Below are 17,639 nucleotides of genomic sequence, written 5' to 3'. Positions count from 1 at the left end.
TGCGAAAGTTAAGAATATCAACAGTCCAATAGGAAAAAATTGCCACCGAAGGAGAAAAGAATGGCAAGAATGATAAGTTTTGGCACACCGGTTAACGATGCTGAGCGTTGGGCATTTTCCCTGTTAGCCGATGAACTACCAGAAGATTATATCCTACTGACCAATGTTGAGATCCCAACAAAATCCGGTCAAGCCATGGAGGTCGATGCGCTAGTTATTGGTGAGTGGGGAGTATACGTTGTCGATGTAAAGGGCTATATCGGACGATTAGATGCAGGTTTGCATGCGTGGTCTCTGGATGGTCGTGAAGTTGATAATAGTCTCGCTAAGGCTAACTACGTTGCACGCGTTTTGGCGGGTAACGTCAAGCATAAAATTCCAGTGGGTGTTTATGCGCCTTGGTGCCAAGGAATGGTATTCGTTACTGGACGCAAGGGCGAGGAGATTGAGCTTGAAAAACAACAGGGCTCGCTCAGCATCTATACCCCAAAGCAGATTGTCGCTGCGCTAACGACGGAGTGGGGACTTACTGCACCGAAAAAGCATCAAGTCACCGAGACCCAAAAAGAGTTAGTGCTTGAAACCATAGGCCAGGTGGCTATCGTTGAACAGCGTAATAATAAGATCCAGGATTTTACTAAGCTCAAGTGTCTGTTTATCCAGAGTGGTCTCGAGGTTTGGCAGGCTGAGTATAATCCTGGCGAGTGGACCGCACCTTGGTTGTTGAAAGTGCTGATCCCTACACAGTTTAATGACAGTGAGCAGTCCGAGGCTCACGAGGCTCAGCTTCGACGTGAGTTCTTGCGACTGCAGTCTCTGTCTGGTTGCTGTGGTGTCCCCTATTGTGCACCGCTTATTCAAGATGGTGAGCAGTTAGTACTTCCTATCCGTATGCCGCGTGGTGTACCGCTTAATGTGCTCGAGTCAGAGCAGAAGACGACTTACCAGCTACTTGAGATATTGCGCCGAAGTGTTACCGGGCTACAGCAGATCCATCGCCGTGGTTTTACAGTAGGAGGCTGGACAAGTAACTGTATCTTTGTTTCTGATATGGGAGATGTCGAGTTTATCGATATTAAAGACAGTGTCAGCACTAGTGAAGATATCAAGGCTTACGCCGAAGGTTTTCTGGCGATCGCCGAGCAGACACAGCAGCCTAGAATTTATCAATGGTATCGTGAGGCGGTCGTTGGCAGTACAACAGATCTTGATGCGCTGCGCAGTGACTTGTCTGCGCTAATCGATCACGGTGTTTGTGATACGGTGCCTGAAAAAGTTGAAATTACCGCAGGTGCGATAGTCGATCATCACTTTAAGCTAGAGCAGTTTATTGCCGCCACCGAGAGCAGTCAGTTTTGGCGTGCCACCCATATGCAGGGGCAATATCAGTGTGGTATGTCAATCTATAGTAAAGTCGAAGCAAACTGGCCGATGCTAAGTAATACCTATCGCAGTCTCGCTAAGGTATATCATCCTCATATTGAAAAGGTACTCGCGTTTGGGCAACTGCCTCAAAGTGAGAAGCTATTTATTGCAAGGGCCTGGGAGTATGGGGTATCGATTGACGAGCTCGAGGAGATCCAACTTGGACAGCCTTTAATGTGGTTTACTCAGCTGCTAACAGGGTTACAGTATATGCATCAGATGGATATCTATCATGGTGCTATCTGTCCTAAGAATATTATCTGTAACCCTAATAAAGCTATTTTGGTGAACTTTGGTATTGGGCTTGATATCGCTGCGAGTCATTACGCTTGTCAGTATGCCGATCCGACGCTTTGGGAAGTTGAAGGTGATGCAGAAAAAGATCTTTATGGTCTCGTTGCCAGCTTTATCGATGCAATGGCACCCGATAGTCTGAAAGGTGACTTATGTCAGCAAGGGATGATTAAGGCACTAGAAGCCTTTGACCGCGAGTGGTTTGGTGAAGCACTTTATGATGTTTGTTATAAAGTGCTCAATTTCGACTTAAGCGTGCATTCGGGGATGAACTATCTGGAGATGTTCGACTTAGCTGATAAAGAGATTATCTAACCTTCTGTTTATGCGTAAATTAATGACGATATGGCGCAAACAGTTCGAGTAACCAGTCTATAAAGGATTGCACTTTTAAAGGCAGGTTGCTCGATTTCGGAGTGAGTAAGTAATAGCGGTAGGGGCTAGTGAACTTTGTATTTAAATCGGCATCAAATGGGAGCACTAGCCTGCCGGATTTGAGTTCATCTTCAATAAAAAATCGTGGGATCAAAGCTACCCCCATACCACTTACGGCTGCTTGGCTAAGCATATAGAAGTGTTCTACACCAAATTTCTTTTCCGTTGTAAGCTTTACGCCAACACTGTTGGCCCATAGCTGCCAAAGCTCAGGACGCGTGGTGTGCTGCAATAGTGTCATCGAGTTGATGTCATCAAGTGTTTGGAGTTGGCTTGCTAGCTCTGAAGCGCAGACTAAACACAAGTCTTCATCCATCAGGGTCATGACATTTGCCGCCTTAGGCAGCGTTGTGCTGCTGCGAATGGCGATATCATAATTAACCTTGTTAAAATCCACCTCAAAATCACCGATAGATAGATCCACATAGAGGTGTGGGTAGCGAGACTTAAACTCTTCCATTCTTGGAATAAGCCAACTAATGGTTAGACTCGGCAATACATTAATGGCTAAGGTTTGCGTGCGTAAGGGCTGAGTAATTAGGTCACTGGTGGCATTATTAATGGTTTGCAGCGCCACTTGTACGTTAGTGAAGTAGCGCTCTCCTTCATCGGTGAGTTTAAGGCTACGGTGTTGCCTGATAAATAACGACATCCCGACATAGTCTTCCAGCAACTTTACCTGCTTACTTATTGCACCGTGAGTGACAAATAGTTCTTTTCCTGCAAGGGTAAAGCTCATGAGTCGAGCCGATGCTTCGAAGGCTCTCAGTGCATTTAACGGCGGAAGATGGGAGTACATTAGAATGGCCTTAAATTGTTTGATGTGAGAAAATCTCACTTAAGCAGAACAATAACTCCTTTGAGTTTTAACTGCAAACCACGTCTAATAGCGACACTTAATTTTTCAGCTAATTTAATCATGACTTTAGATCTAACTTTTGAGCTTATTGCACTGCTGTTCTTTGTTGCCATGCTGGCAGGTTTTATCGATGCGATAGCTGGAGGGGGCGGATTGCTAACGATTCCCGCATTGCTGTGGGCAGGTCTTCCTCCAACGGTAGCGTTGGCGACCAATAAGCTTCAAGCTTGTGGCGGTAGCTTTTTTGCCAGCTTCTATTTTGTGCGTAAAGGCATGGTTAAACTCAGTGATATGAAGCTCAGTATTGGCTGTGCATTTGTGGGCGCAGCATTAGGCACCATTGCGGTCCAGATGATCGATACCGCATTCTTAGAGGTGTTCCTACCGTTTTTGATGTTAGCCATCGGCGCATATTTCCTATTTTCTAAAAAAATCAGCGAAGATGATAAACAGCAACTGCTGACGCCTGGCCTATTTGCTTTTACAGCAGCCTTAGGTGTCGGTTTCTATGATGGCTTCTTTGGGCCGGGAACGGGGAGTTTCTTTGCCTTAGCATTTGTCTCCCTTGCTGGTTACGGCCTCGCAAAAGCGACGGCTCACGCCAAAATCCTAAACTTCTCCACCAATATCGCCTCACTTATTTTCTTCGCCATAGGTGGTAAGGTGTTCTGGATGTTGGGTGGTATTATGCTTGTTGGTCAAGCCATAGGCGCAACACTGGGTTCTCGGCTTGTGCTTACCAAGGGATCCAAAATTATTAAACCATTAGTGGTGATTATGTCGATAGCCATGAGTGTGAAACTTTTATCAGCACAGTACGATCTATTTGCTTGGCTATAAAAAAATGCAGAATATTGTTAAGGATGACTTTTTGATGAGTGTGCCCATACCTAGCTATATAAAGACAAAAAACAATTTGAGTTGTTTAGTACGTCTTTTGCTCCCGCTAGTGGTTCTACTTAGCTCGCCTTTTAAGGTGTCAGCGGCACTTGATGAGCGCCCTGATTGGCAACAATATTTCAGCCAGTATGACGCTAAGGGGACGTTAGTCGTGCTAGATGAGCGAGGCTTTAAAGCCAAGCGATGGGTTGTTGATCATGAGCGTGCTCTGCAGCGGTTTTCACCTGCATCGACCTTTAAAATTCCACACTCGCTATTCGCTTTGGATGCTAAGTTAGTCAAGGATGAGTTTCAAACGTTTAAATGGGATGGAGTAAAAAGAAGTTTCACGCCGCACAATCAAGATCAGACTCTGCGCTCAGCCATGCGCAATTCTGCAGTGTGGGTCTATGATGATTTTGCAAAACAATTAGGCGAAGTCAAAGCTAAGCAATATTTAACCTCAATCGATTATGGCAATGCTGATCCGAGCTTTGATAAAGTCATCGAAAACAGTGACAGTTACTGGATAGATGGCAAGCTTGCCATTTCGGCGGTTGAGCAAGTTGAGTTTTTGCAAGGCTTATACCGTAACGAGTTGCCTTTTGAGCTAGCCAACCAGCGTCTGGTTAAAGATATTATGATTAATGAGGCGGGTAAAAATTGGATATTACGGGCGAAGACAGGCTGGCAAGGAGATTATGGCTGGTGGGTTGGCTGGGTAGAGTGGCCAACTGGGCCGGTGTTTTTTGCGCTTAATATTGACACGCCAAACAGAATGAAAGATCTCTATAAACGTGAAGCAATAGTGCGAGAGGTTTTGAAATCAATTGAAGCCTTACCTGCTAATTAACACTTTTGACTCTATTGTCGTTACTAACTAAAGGGTAAATATTTCGGTGAAATAAGAGGACCCATTAACGATAGTCTGATACTTAGCTAGATGCTTTGTTTGTAGTTCGTGATGTAATTAGAAATAATGAGAGTGCTTGTGAGGCACTCTCTTAATCATGGCAGGATAGGGCTATTGCTCAATCTGAGTATTAAACATATTCCAGCCCATTGAACGGCAGATATGTTTGATCATCAGCTGTCCTTTAACGCTATTGCCTGCTGGGTCTAAAGGTGGTGAGAAGGTTGCAAGGGCGCCAACATTAGGGATAACAGCAACAAGGCCGCCACCCACGCCACTCTTACCGGGAACTCCTACATCATAAGCCCAGTCTCCCGAACGTTCGTATAGCCCTTCCATCATCATATCCGCAAGAATATGAGGTACGTTTTTTGAGTGGATAACCGTCTGCTTGCTACAGGGATTAAACCCACCATTGGCAAGAGTTGCCCCCATTGTTGCTAGCTCAACACAGTTAATTAAAGTTGAACATTGACGAGTATAAACATCACAGGCTTCAAGCGGGTCACTATACATATTTCCTGCTGATTTTAAGAGTAAAGAGATCGCCTGATTGTGGGTATTCGTCGTCTGTTCAGATTGATTAACTTCATCCGATAGTTGCGTAGCACTGTTAGTGAAGCGTGACTGGCAATCTAGAATCTTTTGCCAGCGTTGCTCCTTGTCATCCGCCTTAATTAAGCTCACTGTTGCAATTGCACCGGCATTAACTAGCGGTGTGAGCGGCTTACCATTGTGCATCTCTAGCGCAAGGACTGAGTTGAAAGGTAGCCCTGTCGGGTCGGCACCAATTTTACTGTGGACCGCTTCACTTCCCGACTCTTCTATTGCTAGGGCTAGGGTAATGACCTTTGAAATTGACTCAATTGCAAAGTGATAGCTGCTGTCACCAAAGGCGGTGACTTCACCGTCAACTGATACAAAAGCGATTCCGGTTAGCTCTGAAGGCACTTGTGCCAAGTACGGTATATAAGAGGCATTTTTTCCACCATGCTTACCTTTGTACTTTTCATATGCTTGTTGCATAACATCGGCTAAAGAGACCATTATTTATCCTCGTCTGCAGCTTAGTTAGGTTGATGTAAAGTGTGAGTGACTTTATCTGATGGGTTAATCACCCCAGGGTGTTTCTCCTCAATTTCCCAAGTGAAAGGTGCAAAATCTGTCACTTCAGGATCACGCCAGTGAGGTTTACGCGCTTTATAAATAACTAAGGGCAGAGAGACAAAGACGATAGTGAGAATAACCAAGATTGCTACAAAGGTTTCAGGGCTACCGACTGCGATTTGTGATGGGGGAATGAATGAAAATAGGAACGCAGTTAATGAGCCAATAAAGCCTAAGCCTGCAATCAACCACATACCGAGACTTCCACCAGGTATTTTATAAGGGCGTGGACGATTAGGCTGGCTATAGCGTAAATAAATAGCTGCAGCAAACATCATCAAGTACATAATGAGATACAGTACAATCGTTAGCTGACTCAAGATTTGGTAAGCAGCCTGTACAGAGGGGAGAACCACAAAAACCGTTGAAATTAAGGTTACTAGCAGTGCCTGTGCCATCATGATGTGCGTAGCCATACCATGTTTATTGGTTTGCTGCCAAAAACGAGGAAGGTAACCGCCTTTTGCCACAACCAGCAGTGCTGAAGATGGACCTGCAACCCAGCCAACGACACCGGCTAATACACCAAGTGCTAAACAAGCGGCCATAACAGGCGCTGCCCAGCCAATTCCTGCCCAAACAAACATGTCGTGATAGGCCACTAATAAGCTTTGCGTTAGGTTAATCTCTGACTGAGGAATAACAAAAGCAATTGCCAGTGTACCTAGAACAAAAACAAGCACGGTGCCTAATGCTGCAATACCGATTGCAATTGGGTAATTTCTAGGGGCATTATCGACTTCTTTCACATGGATGGCATTCATTTCCATACCGGCATAGAAGAGGAAAATACTGGCAGCAAGAACAACGTTATTAAAGTTTGAGAAATCGGGAATAACATCTTTCCAAGCTAACTCGATTTGTGGAGTATTACCGGCAAAAAGATATGAAAAGCCTAATACGATAAGAATCACACCTGGAATCACTGTACCTATCAAACCACCCCATTTTGCGAGTTTTGAGAAGGCTTCAGTACCGCGTAGGGCGACAAATGTTGCTAGCCAATAAATGGCAAGCACAATGCTGAGAACAAAGAACTTATTTTCAGATAAGGATTGATCCCAAGTTTGATTTGGCCCCATAAACGCAAGAGAGACTGAACCAAAAGTTAACGCTGTTGGGAACCAAACCGTCACCTCAATCCAAAGCATGAAGATGGCAATGAGGGCTAGTTTAGGGCCAAATGCCTCACCCACCCAGCGGAATACCCCTCCTTTTTCTGACCAACCCGTTGCGAGTTCGGCTGCGACTAAAGAGACTGGCACTAAAAAAACAATGGCAGCAAAAATATAGTAAAATATCGAGCTTAAACCATACTCTGCTTCAGCTGGTAATCCTCGCAAACTCACCACAGCAACAACATTTAGCATTGCTAAGGCAAATATGCTGATCCCTTTCTTTTCTGTTTGTTTCATACTTTTCTCTCAAAAATGTATTAATTCATTCTAAATTGATTGCTGCATAGCGCTGCTAGGATAAGCGTTGCTTAGCTAGACAAGTGATTTAGGTAGTTGTTATGTAGTGTTTTTCTGTTTACTTCATGATCTGCTGCTTTATTAAATAAAAAACCACTATTTAAAAAGTAGCACATGTATTGAAAATAATTTTTTGCTCTACATCATTATATGAACGCATGTAAAGTCCGGTAAAAACTAAAGACTTGCTATGTATCTGGAGCGACTCTTTTCATTTTATGCTCTAATGGGCTTCAAAGCTGAGCGCAAAAGATTGATACAATTGTTAATTAACTCTGGAAATGGAAGTGTGATCTAGGTCTCAAAATTGCGCGAATGAATACAGAAATCGCATGTTTTTTTGTGGATTGCTGTTTGTTTAATCAGCCTCAAGTAAAAGAGCCTATCGTTGAAAGTAGACTGGATAAATTGAACCTGATCTTTACTGTAGTATTTAGCTGCTGATTTGTTAGGCATTGAAGCTAAATCACGACTAACCTAACCATAGTACTGTTAGCTATTAAGTTGATAAAATTGAAGTATGAATAAAAAATTAAAACAAGGAATAAGAGAGCTTTTTAAGTCTCTGCCTTTTATTGAGAAGAGCCTGCATTTTGTTGTCATGATTGGAGTACTACTTCAGCTGATTTCTAGTTCTTTAATGCATGTGCATGGGGATACACCGCTAAATAAAATTGCAGAACTTGCATTTATTCACATATACCTTGGGATAGTGCTACTGCCTCTCGGCATTATTTTTGCGATAAAAGTCATTATGAGGCGTAGATTATTCGATCTTTATCCATGGCTGTTTGGGCGGTATGAGGGGATTAAAGAGGATGCTGAATCCTTGTTAAAAGGGAGCCTCCCAGAGCCCAAACCCGCAGGATTAGCTGCAAGCGTTGAGGGCCTAGGGCTGCTCGCTCTATTGTTAGCCTTAGTTACTGGTGCTATGTGGTTTTTGGTGGTCAATATAAGTGGACCGAACGAATTACTTTTATCAGTCCATAAGCTCGCAGTGACATTTATTCAGATTTATTTCTTTGCTCATGGCGCATTTGCATTGCTGCATCTCTTCAAATGGTGGCGTGAATAGGCTCAAGCTATCGTGACTTTGAGGTTTTTTAGCTATAGCTCAGACTCCGAAACAGAATCTGGCTATTTTTAGTAATAGATAAACATGCTTTTAGACATTGTGTTTATCTAGAAGAACTGTAGATAAGCTTTTACAACATGTAGTGTTCAGCTCATATTTGCCACGTGCTTTAAGAGCTTTGAAAGCATTGTCGCCTGCATAGATTATTAGCGTTAACTTTCAACGTAAGCCTTTATCACTTCTTCGCTAATAATAGCGATGCCAGCTCGCATTTTTGCTACATTTTGCACATATAGACAGAAGGCGCTTTGACTAGCATATTGGCAGTCGCTTGGTGAAATCGTACTCTATTTGCTCAATCACTAGATTTCGTTCAAAAATGAGTGAAATACGCTGTCCATTGATGAAGTATAACGTCTCACTTAATTTAACTGTCTGTTATGGGCTATTGTGTAAATGGTTCGGTTTTCTTACTATTATCGAAACGGAAAGTCTACACAGACACTCAGCCGTATCCTCCTCATTTTTAAACGAGAAAGCATGAAATTTATCCATACTTCTGACTGGCACATCGGCAGACAACTTCATAACCAGAGCCTGCTCGATGATCAGCGCTTTGTTCTCAATCAGATTATCGAACTTGCTACCGAGCATAGTGTCGATGCGGTGGTGGTTGCGGGTGATATCTACGATAGATCCGTGCCTCCTGCTAATGCAGTAGCCTTATTGGATGAAGTGGTCAATCGCTTGGTCAATGAGCTTAAGATCCCGCTGATCATGATTGCGGGAAATCATGATGGCCATGAACGTTTGGGTTTTGCTTCTCGGCAGATGAATGATAGCGGTTTACATATCATAGGTCCCTTGACAAAAGACGTTAGAGCCATCGAGCTTAACGGTAAAGCGGGGGGCGCTCTGTTTTACGGCCTGCCCTATGCCGATCCCGCGACTGTGCGTCAGGTGTTTGGCTGTGATGTGAGCACCCATGAACAGGCGATGGCGAAACTGCTTGAGCAGGTTGATGAGCACGATAGTAAAGGCTTACCCAAAGTTGTTGTCAGCCACTGTTTTCTCGATGGCGGTAGTGAGTCTGAATCGGAGCGCCCACTGAGTATTGGTGGCGCTGATAAGATCTCACCAAAACTATTTACTCCATATAGCTACACGGCGTTAGGGCATCTGCATGGCCCGCAATACAAAGGCGCTGAGCATGTTAGATATTCCGGTTCAATGCTCAAATACTCCTTCAGTGAGCAGCATCAAAACAAGTCAGTGACTTTAGTTGAGCTAGACGGTGACGGCAAAGCAAGTTTCGAGTTACTGCCCTTAAAGGCAATGCGAGATGTGCGCATTATCGAAGGTGAATTAGCTGAGTTACTTGAGCTAGGCAAAACCGATATTAATCGTGAAGATTACCTGATGGTGAGGCTGAGTGATAAAACTGCCATCTTAGACGCCATGGGCAAGCTGAGAAGCATGTACCCGAATGTACTGCATCTAGAACGTACAGGCTTGATGAGAGAGAACGGCAAAGTAGAGCTAAACCGAGATCATATCAAAAAGGGTGAGCTAGATATGTTTACCGATTTCTTTAGCCAAGTGTCGGGTGAAACAATGACAGAGGCGCAGCAGCAAGCTATGAGTGCAGCTATCGATGAGTTACATAAAGCGGAGCGCACATCATGAGACCTATTACCCTTGAGATGTCCGCATTTGGCCCTTTTGCATCGACGCAAAATATCGACTTTTCCGCGTTAGGCTCTAATCCTCTGTTCTTAATCAACGGCCCCACAGGGGCGGGTAAGACCACACTGTTAGATGCTATCTGTTTCGCCCTTTATGGTAAAACCACAGGTGATGAGCGTGAGGGCAGCCAGATGCGCTGCGACTTAGCGCAAGATCGTTTGCTAACCGAAGTCACATTCAGCTTTGCGCTGGGTGAGAAGCAGTACCGCATCCGCCGCGTGCCGGAGCAGCAGCGATCTAAAAAAAGTGGTGATGGTTACACGGTACAAAAGCCTGAAGCCCAGCTTTTCCGTATAGACAGTGATGGCACAGAGCATTTGCTGGTGGCAAGTAAGGTCTCTGAGGCCACTGCCGAAATAGAGACACTAACGGGCCTCGATGCCGATCAGTTCCGTCAGGTGATGGTGTTGCCACAGGGCAAGTTCCGTGAGTTGCTGATGGCAGACTCAAAAGACAGAGAGAAGATCTTTAGTCAGCTTTTCCAAACGCAAATTTACCGCAAAATTGAAGATAAGCTAAAGTTTCAAGCCGCAGCGATTAAGAATGAAGTGCGGGATCACCGCAATAAACGTGATGGCATGCTTCACAATATCGAGCTTGAGTCTGATGAGGCGCTACATAACGAGCTTATCGAGCTCGAGCCTAAGCTTGCTCAAGCGTTAGAGGCTAAAGAGCAGGCGAAACTTGGCTTAATCGATGCCAATAAGCAGTTTGAGTCGGCCAAGTTGCTAACCAGTGACTTTGAGGCGTTAGATAAACTTAAGCAAACGGCAGTCCAGTTGCAGCAGCATAAGGCCGTTATCGCTCAACGCCAGCACAAGTTTGAAAGTGGTCAAAAGGCACTGCAGTTAAAACCTGTGTTAGATGTGTCTTTGGCGCGCGAAACGGAGGCCGCTCAAGCAGAGACGAATCTGACTCAAGTGCAGGCTGCTAAGCGACTAAGCGAGCAAGCGCTGGCACAGAGTCAGGCACAATTTGATACTCTGCCAGTGCAAGAGCAACAACTGCTTCAAGCCCAACATAGCGAGCAAACATTAATCCAGTTAGTGCCTCAGCTACAAGGATTAGATGGCCTGCAAAAAGCATTGACTCAGGCAACGATTGAACGCGATCAAGCGAGAGAGAAAGGTCTTAAAGAGAGGGCAAGCATAGAGGCTCTAGCAGTCGAAAAACTCGCGGCAGAGCAGCTTCTCCCTCAGCTTGAGCAAGTTGCGGCTGAGCAGGTTAATGCTCAGCAAGCTGTTACGGCTCAACATGATTTGATTGAGCGCTACGGCCAGTGGCAACAAGCAGGCAATGATGCCAGTCAAACTGAGCAAGCGCTATTACAGGTCATGGAAAAAGGCCAGCAACTGCGCGCTCGTTTTATTGAAACGCAGACCAGAAACAAACAGTTGCAACTGGTATGGCATCGTGGTCAGGCTGCAAGCTTAGCCTTGCAGCTTAATCCAGGCCAGCCGTGCCCAGTATGTGGTAGCAGTGAGCACCCACATCCTGCTCAAAGTGCAGAGCAACTGCCAACGGAGGAGGAGCTACAACAAGCGCAGCGTAATGAAGAGTCGGCAAATGATGCGCTTAACCAAGCAAAATCAGAATATTCAGGGTTAAAGACTAAGCATCAAGAGCAGTTAAAGCGTGTAGATGAGTTGTTGCAACGCATTAGTGACAGTAGTGCTCAATCCATTGAGAACCTACAGCTACAATTACAGCAGTTACAGCAACAGCTAAACCAGGCCAATAGTGCTGCTCAGCAGTTAACTCAGCTCAGAAGCCAAATACAAGGTTGGCAGGCAGCAGAGCGAGAACAGCAAGTAAAGCTCGAGGCGGAGCGAGAGCGATTTCAGGCGTTTCAAGATCAGGTTTCAAGCCTCAAGGGGCAGGTGGATCAAGCTTGTGCCGTTATACCTGAGCAATATCGTAGCTTAGATGCACTCAATGGGGCTATTGACCGCGCTAAAGCGCAGGTCATGGCGCTTCAGCAAGCGATTAACACCGTTCGTCATAATCACACCAAAGCCTTGGAGCAAGATTCTGCACAGTCTGCTGTCGTTGCTGCTGCTCAAGCAAACGTGACTCAGGCAAGGGAGCAAAGTGACAAGACGCTATCAGAGTTAAATCTGCAATTGGCCAGTTCAGGCTTTGGCGATAAACAGGCACTAACACAGGCGCTAATCTCATCTGAAGCACTGAGTGAAATAGCCAATGAGATAGCCCAATATCAGCAAGATTGTACTGCTAACCAAACGACATTGACTCAACTGAATGAGAAGTTATCAGGGCAGCATAAGCCTGTTCTTCTCGAGCTTGAGACTCGTCTTGAGAGTATTCAAACTGAGCAACAAACGGCTGAAAGTGTGTGGCAACATTTGCAAAGCCGTGTAACGCAGTTAACTCAAACTCAAAAGCAGCTTAAAGAGGCGGATGCCAAAGCCAAGCAGCTTGAGGATGAGTATGCCGTGGTGGGGACTCTATCCGAGGTCGCCAACGGCCAAACCGGAAATAAAATTAGCTTACAGCGCTTTGTGCTAAGTGTACTGCTTGATGACGTGTTGCTTGAGGCGAGTCACCGTCTGCAACTGATGAGTAAAGGTCGATACCGTTTACTTCGTAAAGAGGATCGAGCCAAGGGCAATAAGGCGTCGGGACTGGAGTTAGAAGTTGAAGATGCTTACACCTCTAAGGTGCGCCCTGTAGCAACGCTCAGTGGTGGTGAGAGCTTTATGGCGGCGCTTTCTATGGCGCTAGGTTTATCTGATGTGGTGCAGGCTTATGCGGGCGGTATTAAGCTCGATACCCTGTTTATTGATGAGGGCTTTGGTAGCCTAGATCAAGACTCATTGGATTTAGCGGTTAGAACCTTGATGGATCTACAATCATCGGGTCGCATGATTGGGGTGATCTCCCATGTCTCAGAGATGAAAGAGCAGATAGGTACTCGACTCGATATCAATAAGAGTGCAATCGGTAGTGAAGTGAGTATCGTCCTGCCATAACAGCTTATCGCAACCGCTAATATTCGCATTAGAGTGGTTGCTATAACTGCCTTAGTTCCTGTTAAAGTTGATGATTTATCATGCAGCTTTAACAGGGGGATGACTCTACTCGTTTCGAGTAATATCGTCCAAGTCAGTAATTTGTGCAGCAGATCGGTTTGTAAATTGAATTATTTTTGATATAACTTGGCATCAAACCTCGATTTGACGGGGTTTTTCGGTCAAATAGATAATCATAATAATGAAAGTTGAGGCATAGGTTGCGCGCAGGTAAATTTTCTTTTTCAAATATGTCTAAAAACCGTTTTGCGGGACTGCCATCTTTTCATCGGAAAGTGCTTTTAGGCTCAGTACTCATCGTCGGTGCTGCTATTTTGTTTCCTAGTAATCAAGAGCTACTACCGCAAAGGGTCCCCGTTCAGCTCGATATTGACTCAATTTTATCTCAAAACGTCACTATTCCCAGTGTTGAACTGTTAGAGCCAAAGCCTGCATTTCAAAAAGTAATCGTAAAAGGGGATACCTTAAGCGGCTTGTTTGAGCAAGGTGGCGTCGATCAGCAGACCATGCACCGTGTATTAGAGGCAGACTTAAACGTCTTGGCATTAGACACCTTAAAGCCAGGCAATAAGATCCAGTTTTGGCTGAATGACGCAGGTGAGCTGCAAAAGTTAACGCTTTACTTTAATGCCGCCAGACAGGTGATATTCACTCGCTTCGATGATGGCGCTTTTAATGTCGATGAAGTGAATATCGAAGGCATTTGGCGCGACCGTGCTATCTCAGGTCAAATTCATGGATCATTTTATGTCTCGGCCAAGAAGATGGGTCTTAATGCGGCAGAGATCCAGCGAGTTGAGTCCTTGTTGAAAGAGAAGCTCAACTTCGCCCGTGATCTTCGCGCCGGAGATAAGTTTTCGGTTTTGATGAACGATCAGTTTATCGATGGTGAAGCCACAGGTAACAGTCAAGTTCTTGGGGTGACCATAGATAGGGGCTCGAGTAGCATCAATGCGTATCAACATACAGATGGTAACTTTTATGATGAAAAAGGGCAGAGCTTGGCTCGTGCTTTCCAGCGGATCCCTTTAACCAAGAATTATCGTATAAGCTCTCGATTTAATCCTAATCGTCACCATCCCGTCACGGGCAGAAATTCCCCCCATAATGGGACAGATTTCGCGCTACCGATTGGGACGAAAATTGTCGCACCCGGTGACGGTATCGTCTCTTTGGTTACCGATCATCGATTTGCAGGTAAGTACATCGTAATTGACCACGGCAGTAAGTACCGCACTCGTTATTTACACCTATCAAAAGCCTTAGTACATAAAGGCCAGCGCGTATCTCGTGGTCAAGTGATTGCCCTATCAGGTAACACCGGACGTGTAACGGGGCCGCATTTGCATTATGAATTTCATATCAATGGTCGCCCAGTGGATTCGATGAAAGCCAAAATCCCCATGGCGAGTAAACTATCTTCTAAAGAGATGAGCGAATTTAGTCAGATAGTCAAAGTCAGAAAGATGATGATGGGCATTGCTTAAGCGCAATTTGAGACAAATGAAGCTCAATAAAGTGTGTCTCGCCCTGAAATAGATAAAAAGCCATCGAATGATGGCTTTTTTTAACCCAGAGCTAAAGAATTTTTGGATAAAACTGCTTACCACAGAGGCCACGAAGAAAGGCAACCGCTAAAGCCGTTGGAGTCCATTACCTCTATCTTGGTGTTCTTCTTGAAAGCGCGGCGCTTCGTGGTGCAGAGATATCCATTTTTATCGTAGTTATTTAAGCTTGAGCTTAGGTAAAATTGCTGTGCTGTTTTACACAATATTTGTTTACAACCACGGATTGAAAAGCACCGAATACACTTGAAGTCGCCCAGTATAAACCCAAGGCTGAAGGTGCTGTAAGCAAAACTGCAATACTTACCAATGCTGGGATAAGCAAAAATATAGCACTTGCTTGCTCCGCACTGCCAGGCATCATAAGCATAGATAAATAGGTTAACACTCCTACAAGCACTGCTAATGCAATATCAGGCTTTGCGATATTGGAAATCCATGCGAATTTACTGTTAAAAATAGCCATTTGAAGTAGCTGAAACATCCCAAATCCGAATATCGCTTGGCTGGAAACATTCGCTACAAGGGTTTTGCTAACAAATTTTATATCGTGCTTTCGATATAGCGCCATTGTTTGTTTAGCCATTTCGTCTGGCTTGTCTTTATAAACCGACTTTAGCTTATCTAACTCAGGCTTTATCGCCGCCACCTTGGTTTTATTTGTATAGCTGTTTATCATTGCCAAGAAACTGATAGGGCTGAAAAGTAAACGCACTAGAAGCGTAAGCAGAATGATTGCAGCACCTTGGCTTACACCTACCTCCGATGTTAGTAAGCTAATGGCCTGTACTAGCAAGTCTGTAAAACTTATCCAAAGTTCCATAATTTATCTCTATCCCTAGTTGACTGTAATTTATACTAGAAGCTTGGGACATATTATATCAATGGTGTTGCGACATATTATGTCGAGAGTTTTATGAACGCTCTTTGCATCGAAAACCGTACGGTTTAATTTTAGATATAGCAAAGACTGCCATTGTAGGCGAGCGTCTTGCAACGATATAAGCACGAATATGATCGTAAGCAAGGTTGAAGAAAAACGCGTAGATGGTGATAAAAATAGTGACACCAATATCCATCGCGAATGCTTCTAAAATGCTGATATTGAGTATGTAAGCCATTACAGGAACCGTGGCAAATAACAAGCCCGCTTCAAATAATAATACTTGTACAATGCGTATTTTAAGTGACCTGTTCTCTTTTTGACCCGGTACGAATTTATCAAATACCCAGTTAAAAATGACATTCCATATCATCGCGATAGTCGCAATGACTATCATGGTTCCTGATAGGTTGCTAACATTGTGATCGGTAAAAATCGCTAAACCAATGACGGACAGCGATACAGCTAACACTTCAAATGTAATTGCGTGAAATAGACGCTCTAATCGCCCCATAACTCTCTCAATTAAATAATGTCTGAAATTTAATAGACGGAGATTATGCAGATTCTTAAAAAGGAAGAAAGTTAACTGATATCACACTTCGTGATACCTTGAGTGAGCTTTTTATCCATGGATGCCAATGATGTATAGTTTCGAGCAACTTAAAATTTTTGTCACTGTGTGTGAATGTGGATCATTTTCTGCCGCTGCACGTAAACTCAAGCGTGCTCAATCTGGCGTGAGTCAATCAGTGGCAAATTTAGAGGTAGCGATTAACCAAGAACTGTTTTTGCGAGATAAAAATATTCCCCGCTTAACGAGTAATGGTCAGGCTTTATTGCCTATCGCAAAGTCGATTTTAAACCAACAACAATATTTTGATCAAAAGGTCGAATCGCTAGATAACTCCATTGAAAATGAATTGGTTATCGCAATTGATGAATGCTTGGTTTCGCAAAGTATATTGAAAGTTCTTTCTATGATGGCAGAGCAATTTCCTACCACTCATTTTGAGGTGATTACCGCCTCGACCTATGATATTGAAGAGTTGGTTCGCTCCAGCAAAGCGCATGTTGGGATCATTTTTTCCGATGGAGAGTTAAAAGAAGATATGGACTTTTTTACTCTTGGTCAAACACGTTTTTTATACGTTACGTCACCGACTCACCCTCTGGCCAATCTCACCGTTGTGCGAGATTCAGACTTAAAAATGCATCGCCAAATTGTGCATCGCAATGCGACGCAAAAAGAATTGTGGTTTAGCTATGGCATCAGTTCTAAATTTTGGTACGCCAATAGACACGATATGTTGGCTAAATTAGCAAGCCAAGGAACGGGCTGGGCACTTATTCCAGATGAAATGGCAGTGCCATTCATCGCACAAGGGGAGTTAGTTCATCTACCTGTAGCGCATGAAATAGATGGTTGGCTGACCACAAACGGTTGTTTAGTATCACGCTGCCATTCATCGGGCCCTGTGTTGGAGCGTTTACTTGAGGCATTGAAATTCACTTAATTCAGTATGAAAAAGTGCTGGGGCAGTTTAATAATGACTCCTTGGCTGACATTATTAAAGGGGCATTTCCGGGATAGGCACCAAATCGATGTAGCCCTAGAGAAGGCGCCAATTATCCGGTGTCGATAAGGCTGCGGGCTTCGGTTTTAGGGTGAGGTATCTCAAAGAGATACTCTTCGAACGAGAGGCAGGATGCCGAACTGGCCTTTAAACATGGATGTTGTTTGTCATCGCAGAGCATATAGGGATTGTACTTGCAGCGAATCGCAGTAGTGTCTGCACATACGGTCGTTCCTTCACATCTGACCCATAGGGAACTGGGGAATGTCATTATGATGTAAGGAACATTATTG

Annotated in this window: 13 protein-coding genes; 8 read left to right on the top strand and 5 right to left on the bottom strand. The window is 44.3% G+C overall.

Features of this window, described 5'->3' with window-relative positions:
- Positions 1-60 precede the first annotated feature (60 nt).
- A complete protein-coding gene (locus JMA39_RS08625; RefSeq protein WP_202721479.1) occupies positions 61-2,034 on the top strand; it encodes a nuclease-related domain-containing protein in 1,974 nt (657 codons plus the stop codon).
- Between the two features lie 19 nt (positions 2,035-2,053).
- Here the strand turns inward: JMA39_RS08625 and gcvA are convergent, their stop codons facing one another.
- Positions 2,054-2,953, bottom strand: coding sequence for a transcriptional regulator GcvA (gene gcvA, locus JMA39_RS08620; RefSeq protein ID WP_202721478.1), 900 nt, complete (start codon positions 2,951-2,953; stop codon positions 2,054-2,056).
- A 120-nt stretch (positions 2,954-3,073) separates the two neighbouring features.
- Here gcvA and JMA39_RS08615 point away from each other — a divergent pair, with 120 nt between their 5' ends.
- Together JMA39_RS08615 and blaOXA are read left to right on the top strand one after the other, a co-directional pair.
- Positions 3,074-3,853 (top strand): TSUP family transporter, encoded by a 780-nt coding sequence (locus JMA39_RS08615; RefSeq protein WP_202721477.1) that lies wholly within the window; start codon positions 3,074-3,076, stop codon positions 3,851-3,853.
- 34 nt (positions 3,854-3,887) lie between these two features.
- The gene (gene blaOXA, locus JMA39_RS08610; protein ID WP_202721476.1) at positions 3,888-4,745 is read left to right on the top strand and encodes a class D beta-lactamase; all 858 of its coding nucleotides are present in this window, start codon (positions 3,888-3,890) and stop codon (positions 4,743-4,745) included.
- A 171-nt stretch (positions 4,746-4,916) separates the two neighbouring features.
- On the opposite strand, the gene glsA is transcribed toward blaOXA, so the two are convergent.
- Together glsA and gadC are read right to left on the bottom strand one after the other, a co-directional pair.
- Positions 4,917-5,852 carry a glutaminase A gene (gene glsA / locus JMA39_RS08605; protein ID WP_202721475.1) on the bottom strand — a complete coding sequence of 312 codons (936 nt, stop codon included), beginning with the start codon at positions 5,850-5,852 and terminating at the stop codon, positions 4,917-4,919.
- Between the two features lie 20 nt (positions 5,853-5,872).
- Entirely contained in the window at positions 5,873-7,387 is a 1,515-nt protein-coding gene (gadC, locus tag JMA39_RS08600) for a putative glutamine/gamma-aminobutyrate antiporter GadC (RefSeq protein ID WP_202721474.1), read from the bottom strand.
- 580 nt (positions 7,388-7,967) lie between these two features.
- Here gadC and JMA39_RS08595 point away from each other — a divergent pair.
- The 4 genes from JMA39_RS08595 to JMA39_RS08580 all read left to right on the top strand — a co-directional run bounded on the left by JMA39_RS08595 (position 7,968) and on the right by JMA39_RS08580 (position 14,808).
- Entirely contained in the window at positions 7,968-8,522 is a 555-nt protein-coding gene (locus tag JMA39_RS08595) for a cytochrome b/b6 domain-containing protein (protein ID WP_202721473.1), read from the top strand.
- A gap of 540 nt (positions 8,523-9,062) precedes the next feature.
- A complete protein-coding gene (locus tag JMA39_RS08590) occupies positions 9,063-10,208 on the top strand; it encodes an exonuclease SbcCD subunit D (RefSeq protein WP_202721472.1) in 1,146 nt (381 codons plus the stop codon).
- A complete protein-coding gene (locus JMA39_RS08585; protein WP_202721471.1) occupies positions 10,205-13,261 on the top strand; it encodes an AAA family ATPase in 3,057 nt (1,018 codons plus the stop codon). The genes JMA39_RS08590 and JMA39_RS08585 overlap by 4 nt, the downstream gene beginning before the upstream one ends.
- Positions 13,262-13,551: 290 nt before the next feature.
- Positions 13,552-14,808 (top strand): peptidoglycan DD-metalloendopeptidase family protein, encoded by a 1,257-nt coding sequence (locus JMA39_RS08580; protein WP_237732739.1) that lies wholly within the window; start codon positions 13,552-13,554, stop codon positions 14,806-14,808.
- Positions 14,809-15,061: 253 nt separating this feature from the next.
- On the opposite strand, the gene JMA39_RS08575 is transcribed toward JMA39_RS08580, so the two are convergent.
- Positions 15,062-15,709: a YidC/Oxa1 family membrane protein insertase gene (locus JMA39_RS08575; protein ID WP_202721469.1), complete on the bottom strand. Its 648-nt coding sequence runs from the start codon at positions 15,707-15,709 to the stop codon at positions 15,062-15,064.
- Between the two features lie 91 nt (positions 15,710-15,800).
- Positions 15,801-16,283, bottom strand: coding sequence for a PACE efflux transporter (locus JMA39_RS08570; RefSeq protein ID WP_202721468.1), 483 nt, complete (start codon positions 16,281-16,283; stop codon positions 15,801-15,803).
- Between the two features lie 130 nt (positions 16,284-16,413).
- Here JMA39_RS08570 and JMA39_RS08565 point away from each other — a divergent pair, with 130 nt between their 5' ends.
- The gene (locus JMA39_RS08565) at positions 16,414-17,286 is read left to right on the top strand and encodes a LysR family transcriptional regulator (protein ID WP_202721644.1); all 873 of its coding nucleotides are present in this window, start codon (positions 16,414-16,416) and stop codon (positions 17,284-17,286) included.
- Positions 17,287-17,639: the final 353 nt, after the last annotated feature.

Source organism: Shewanella schlegeliana (assembly GCF_016765635.1).
GTDB classification, from domain to species: Bacteria; Pseudomonadota; Gammaproteobacteria; order Enterobacterales; family Shewanellaceae; genus Shewanella; species Shewanella schlegeliana.
Note: the sequence above shows the minus strand (reverse complement) of the source record. Positions and strands in the feature narration are given on the sequence as shown.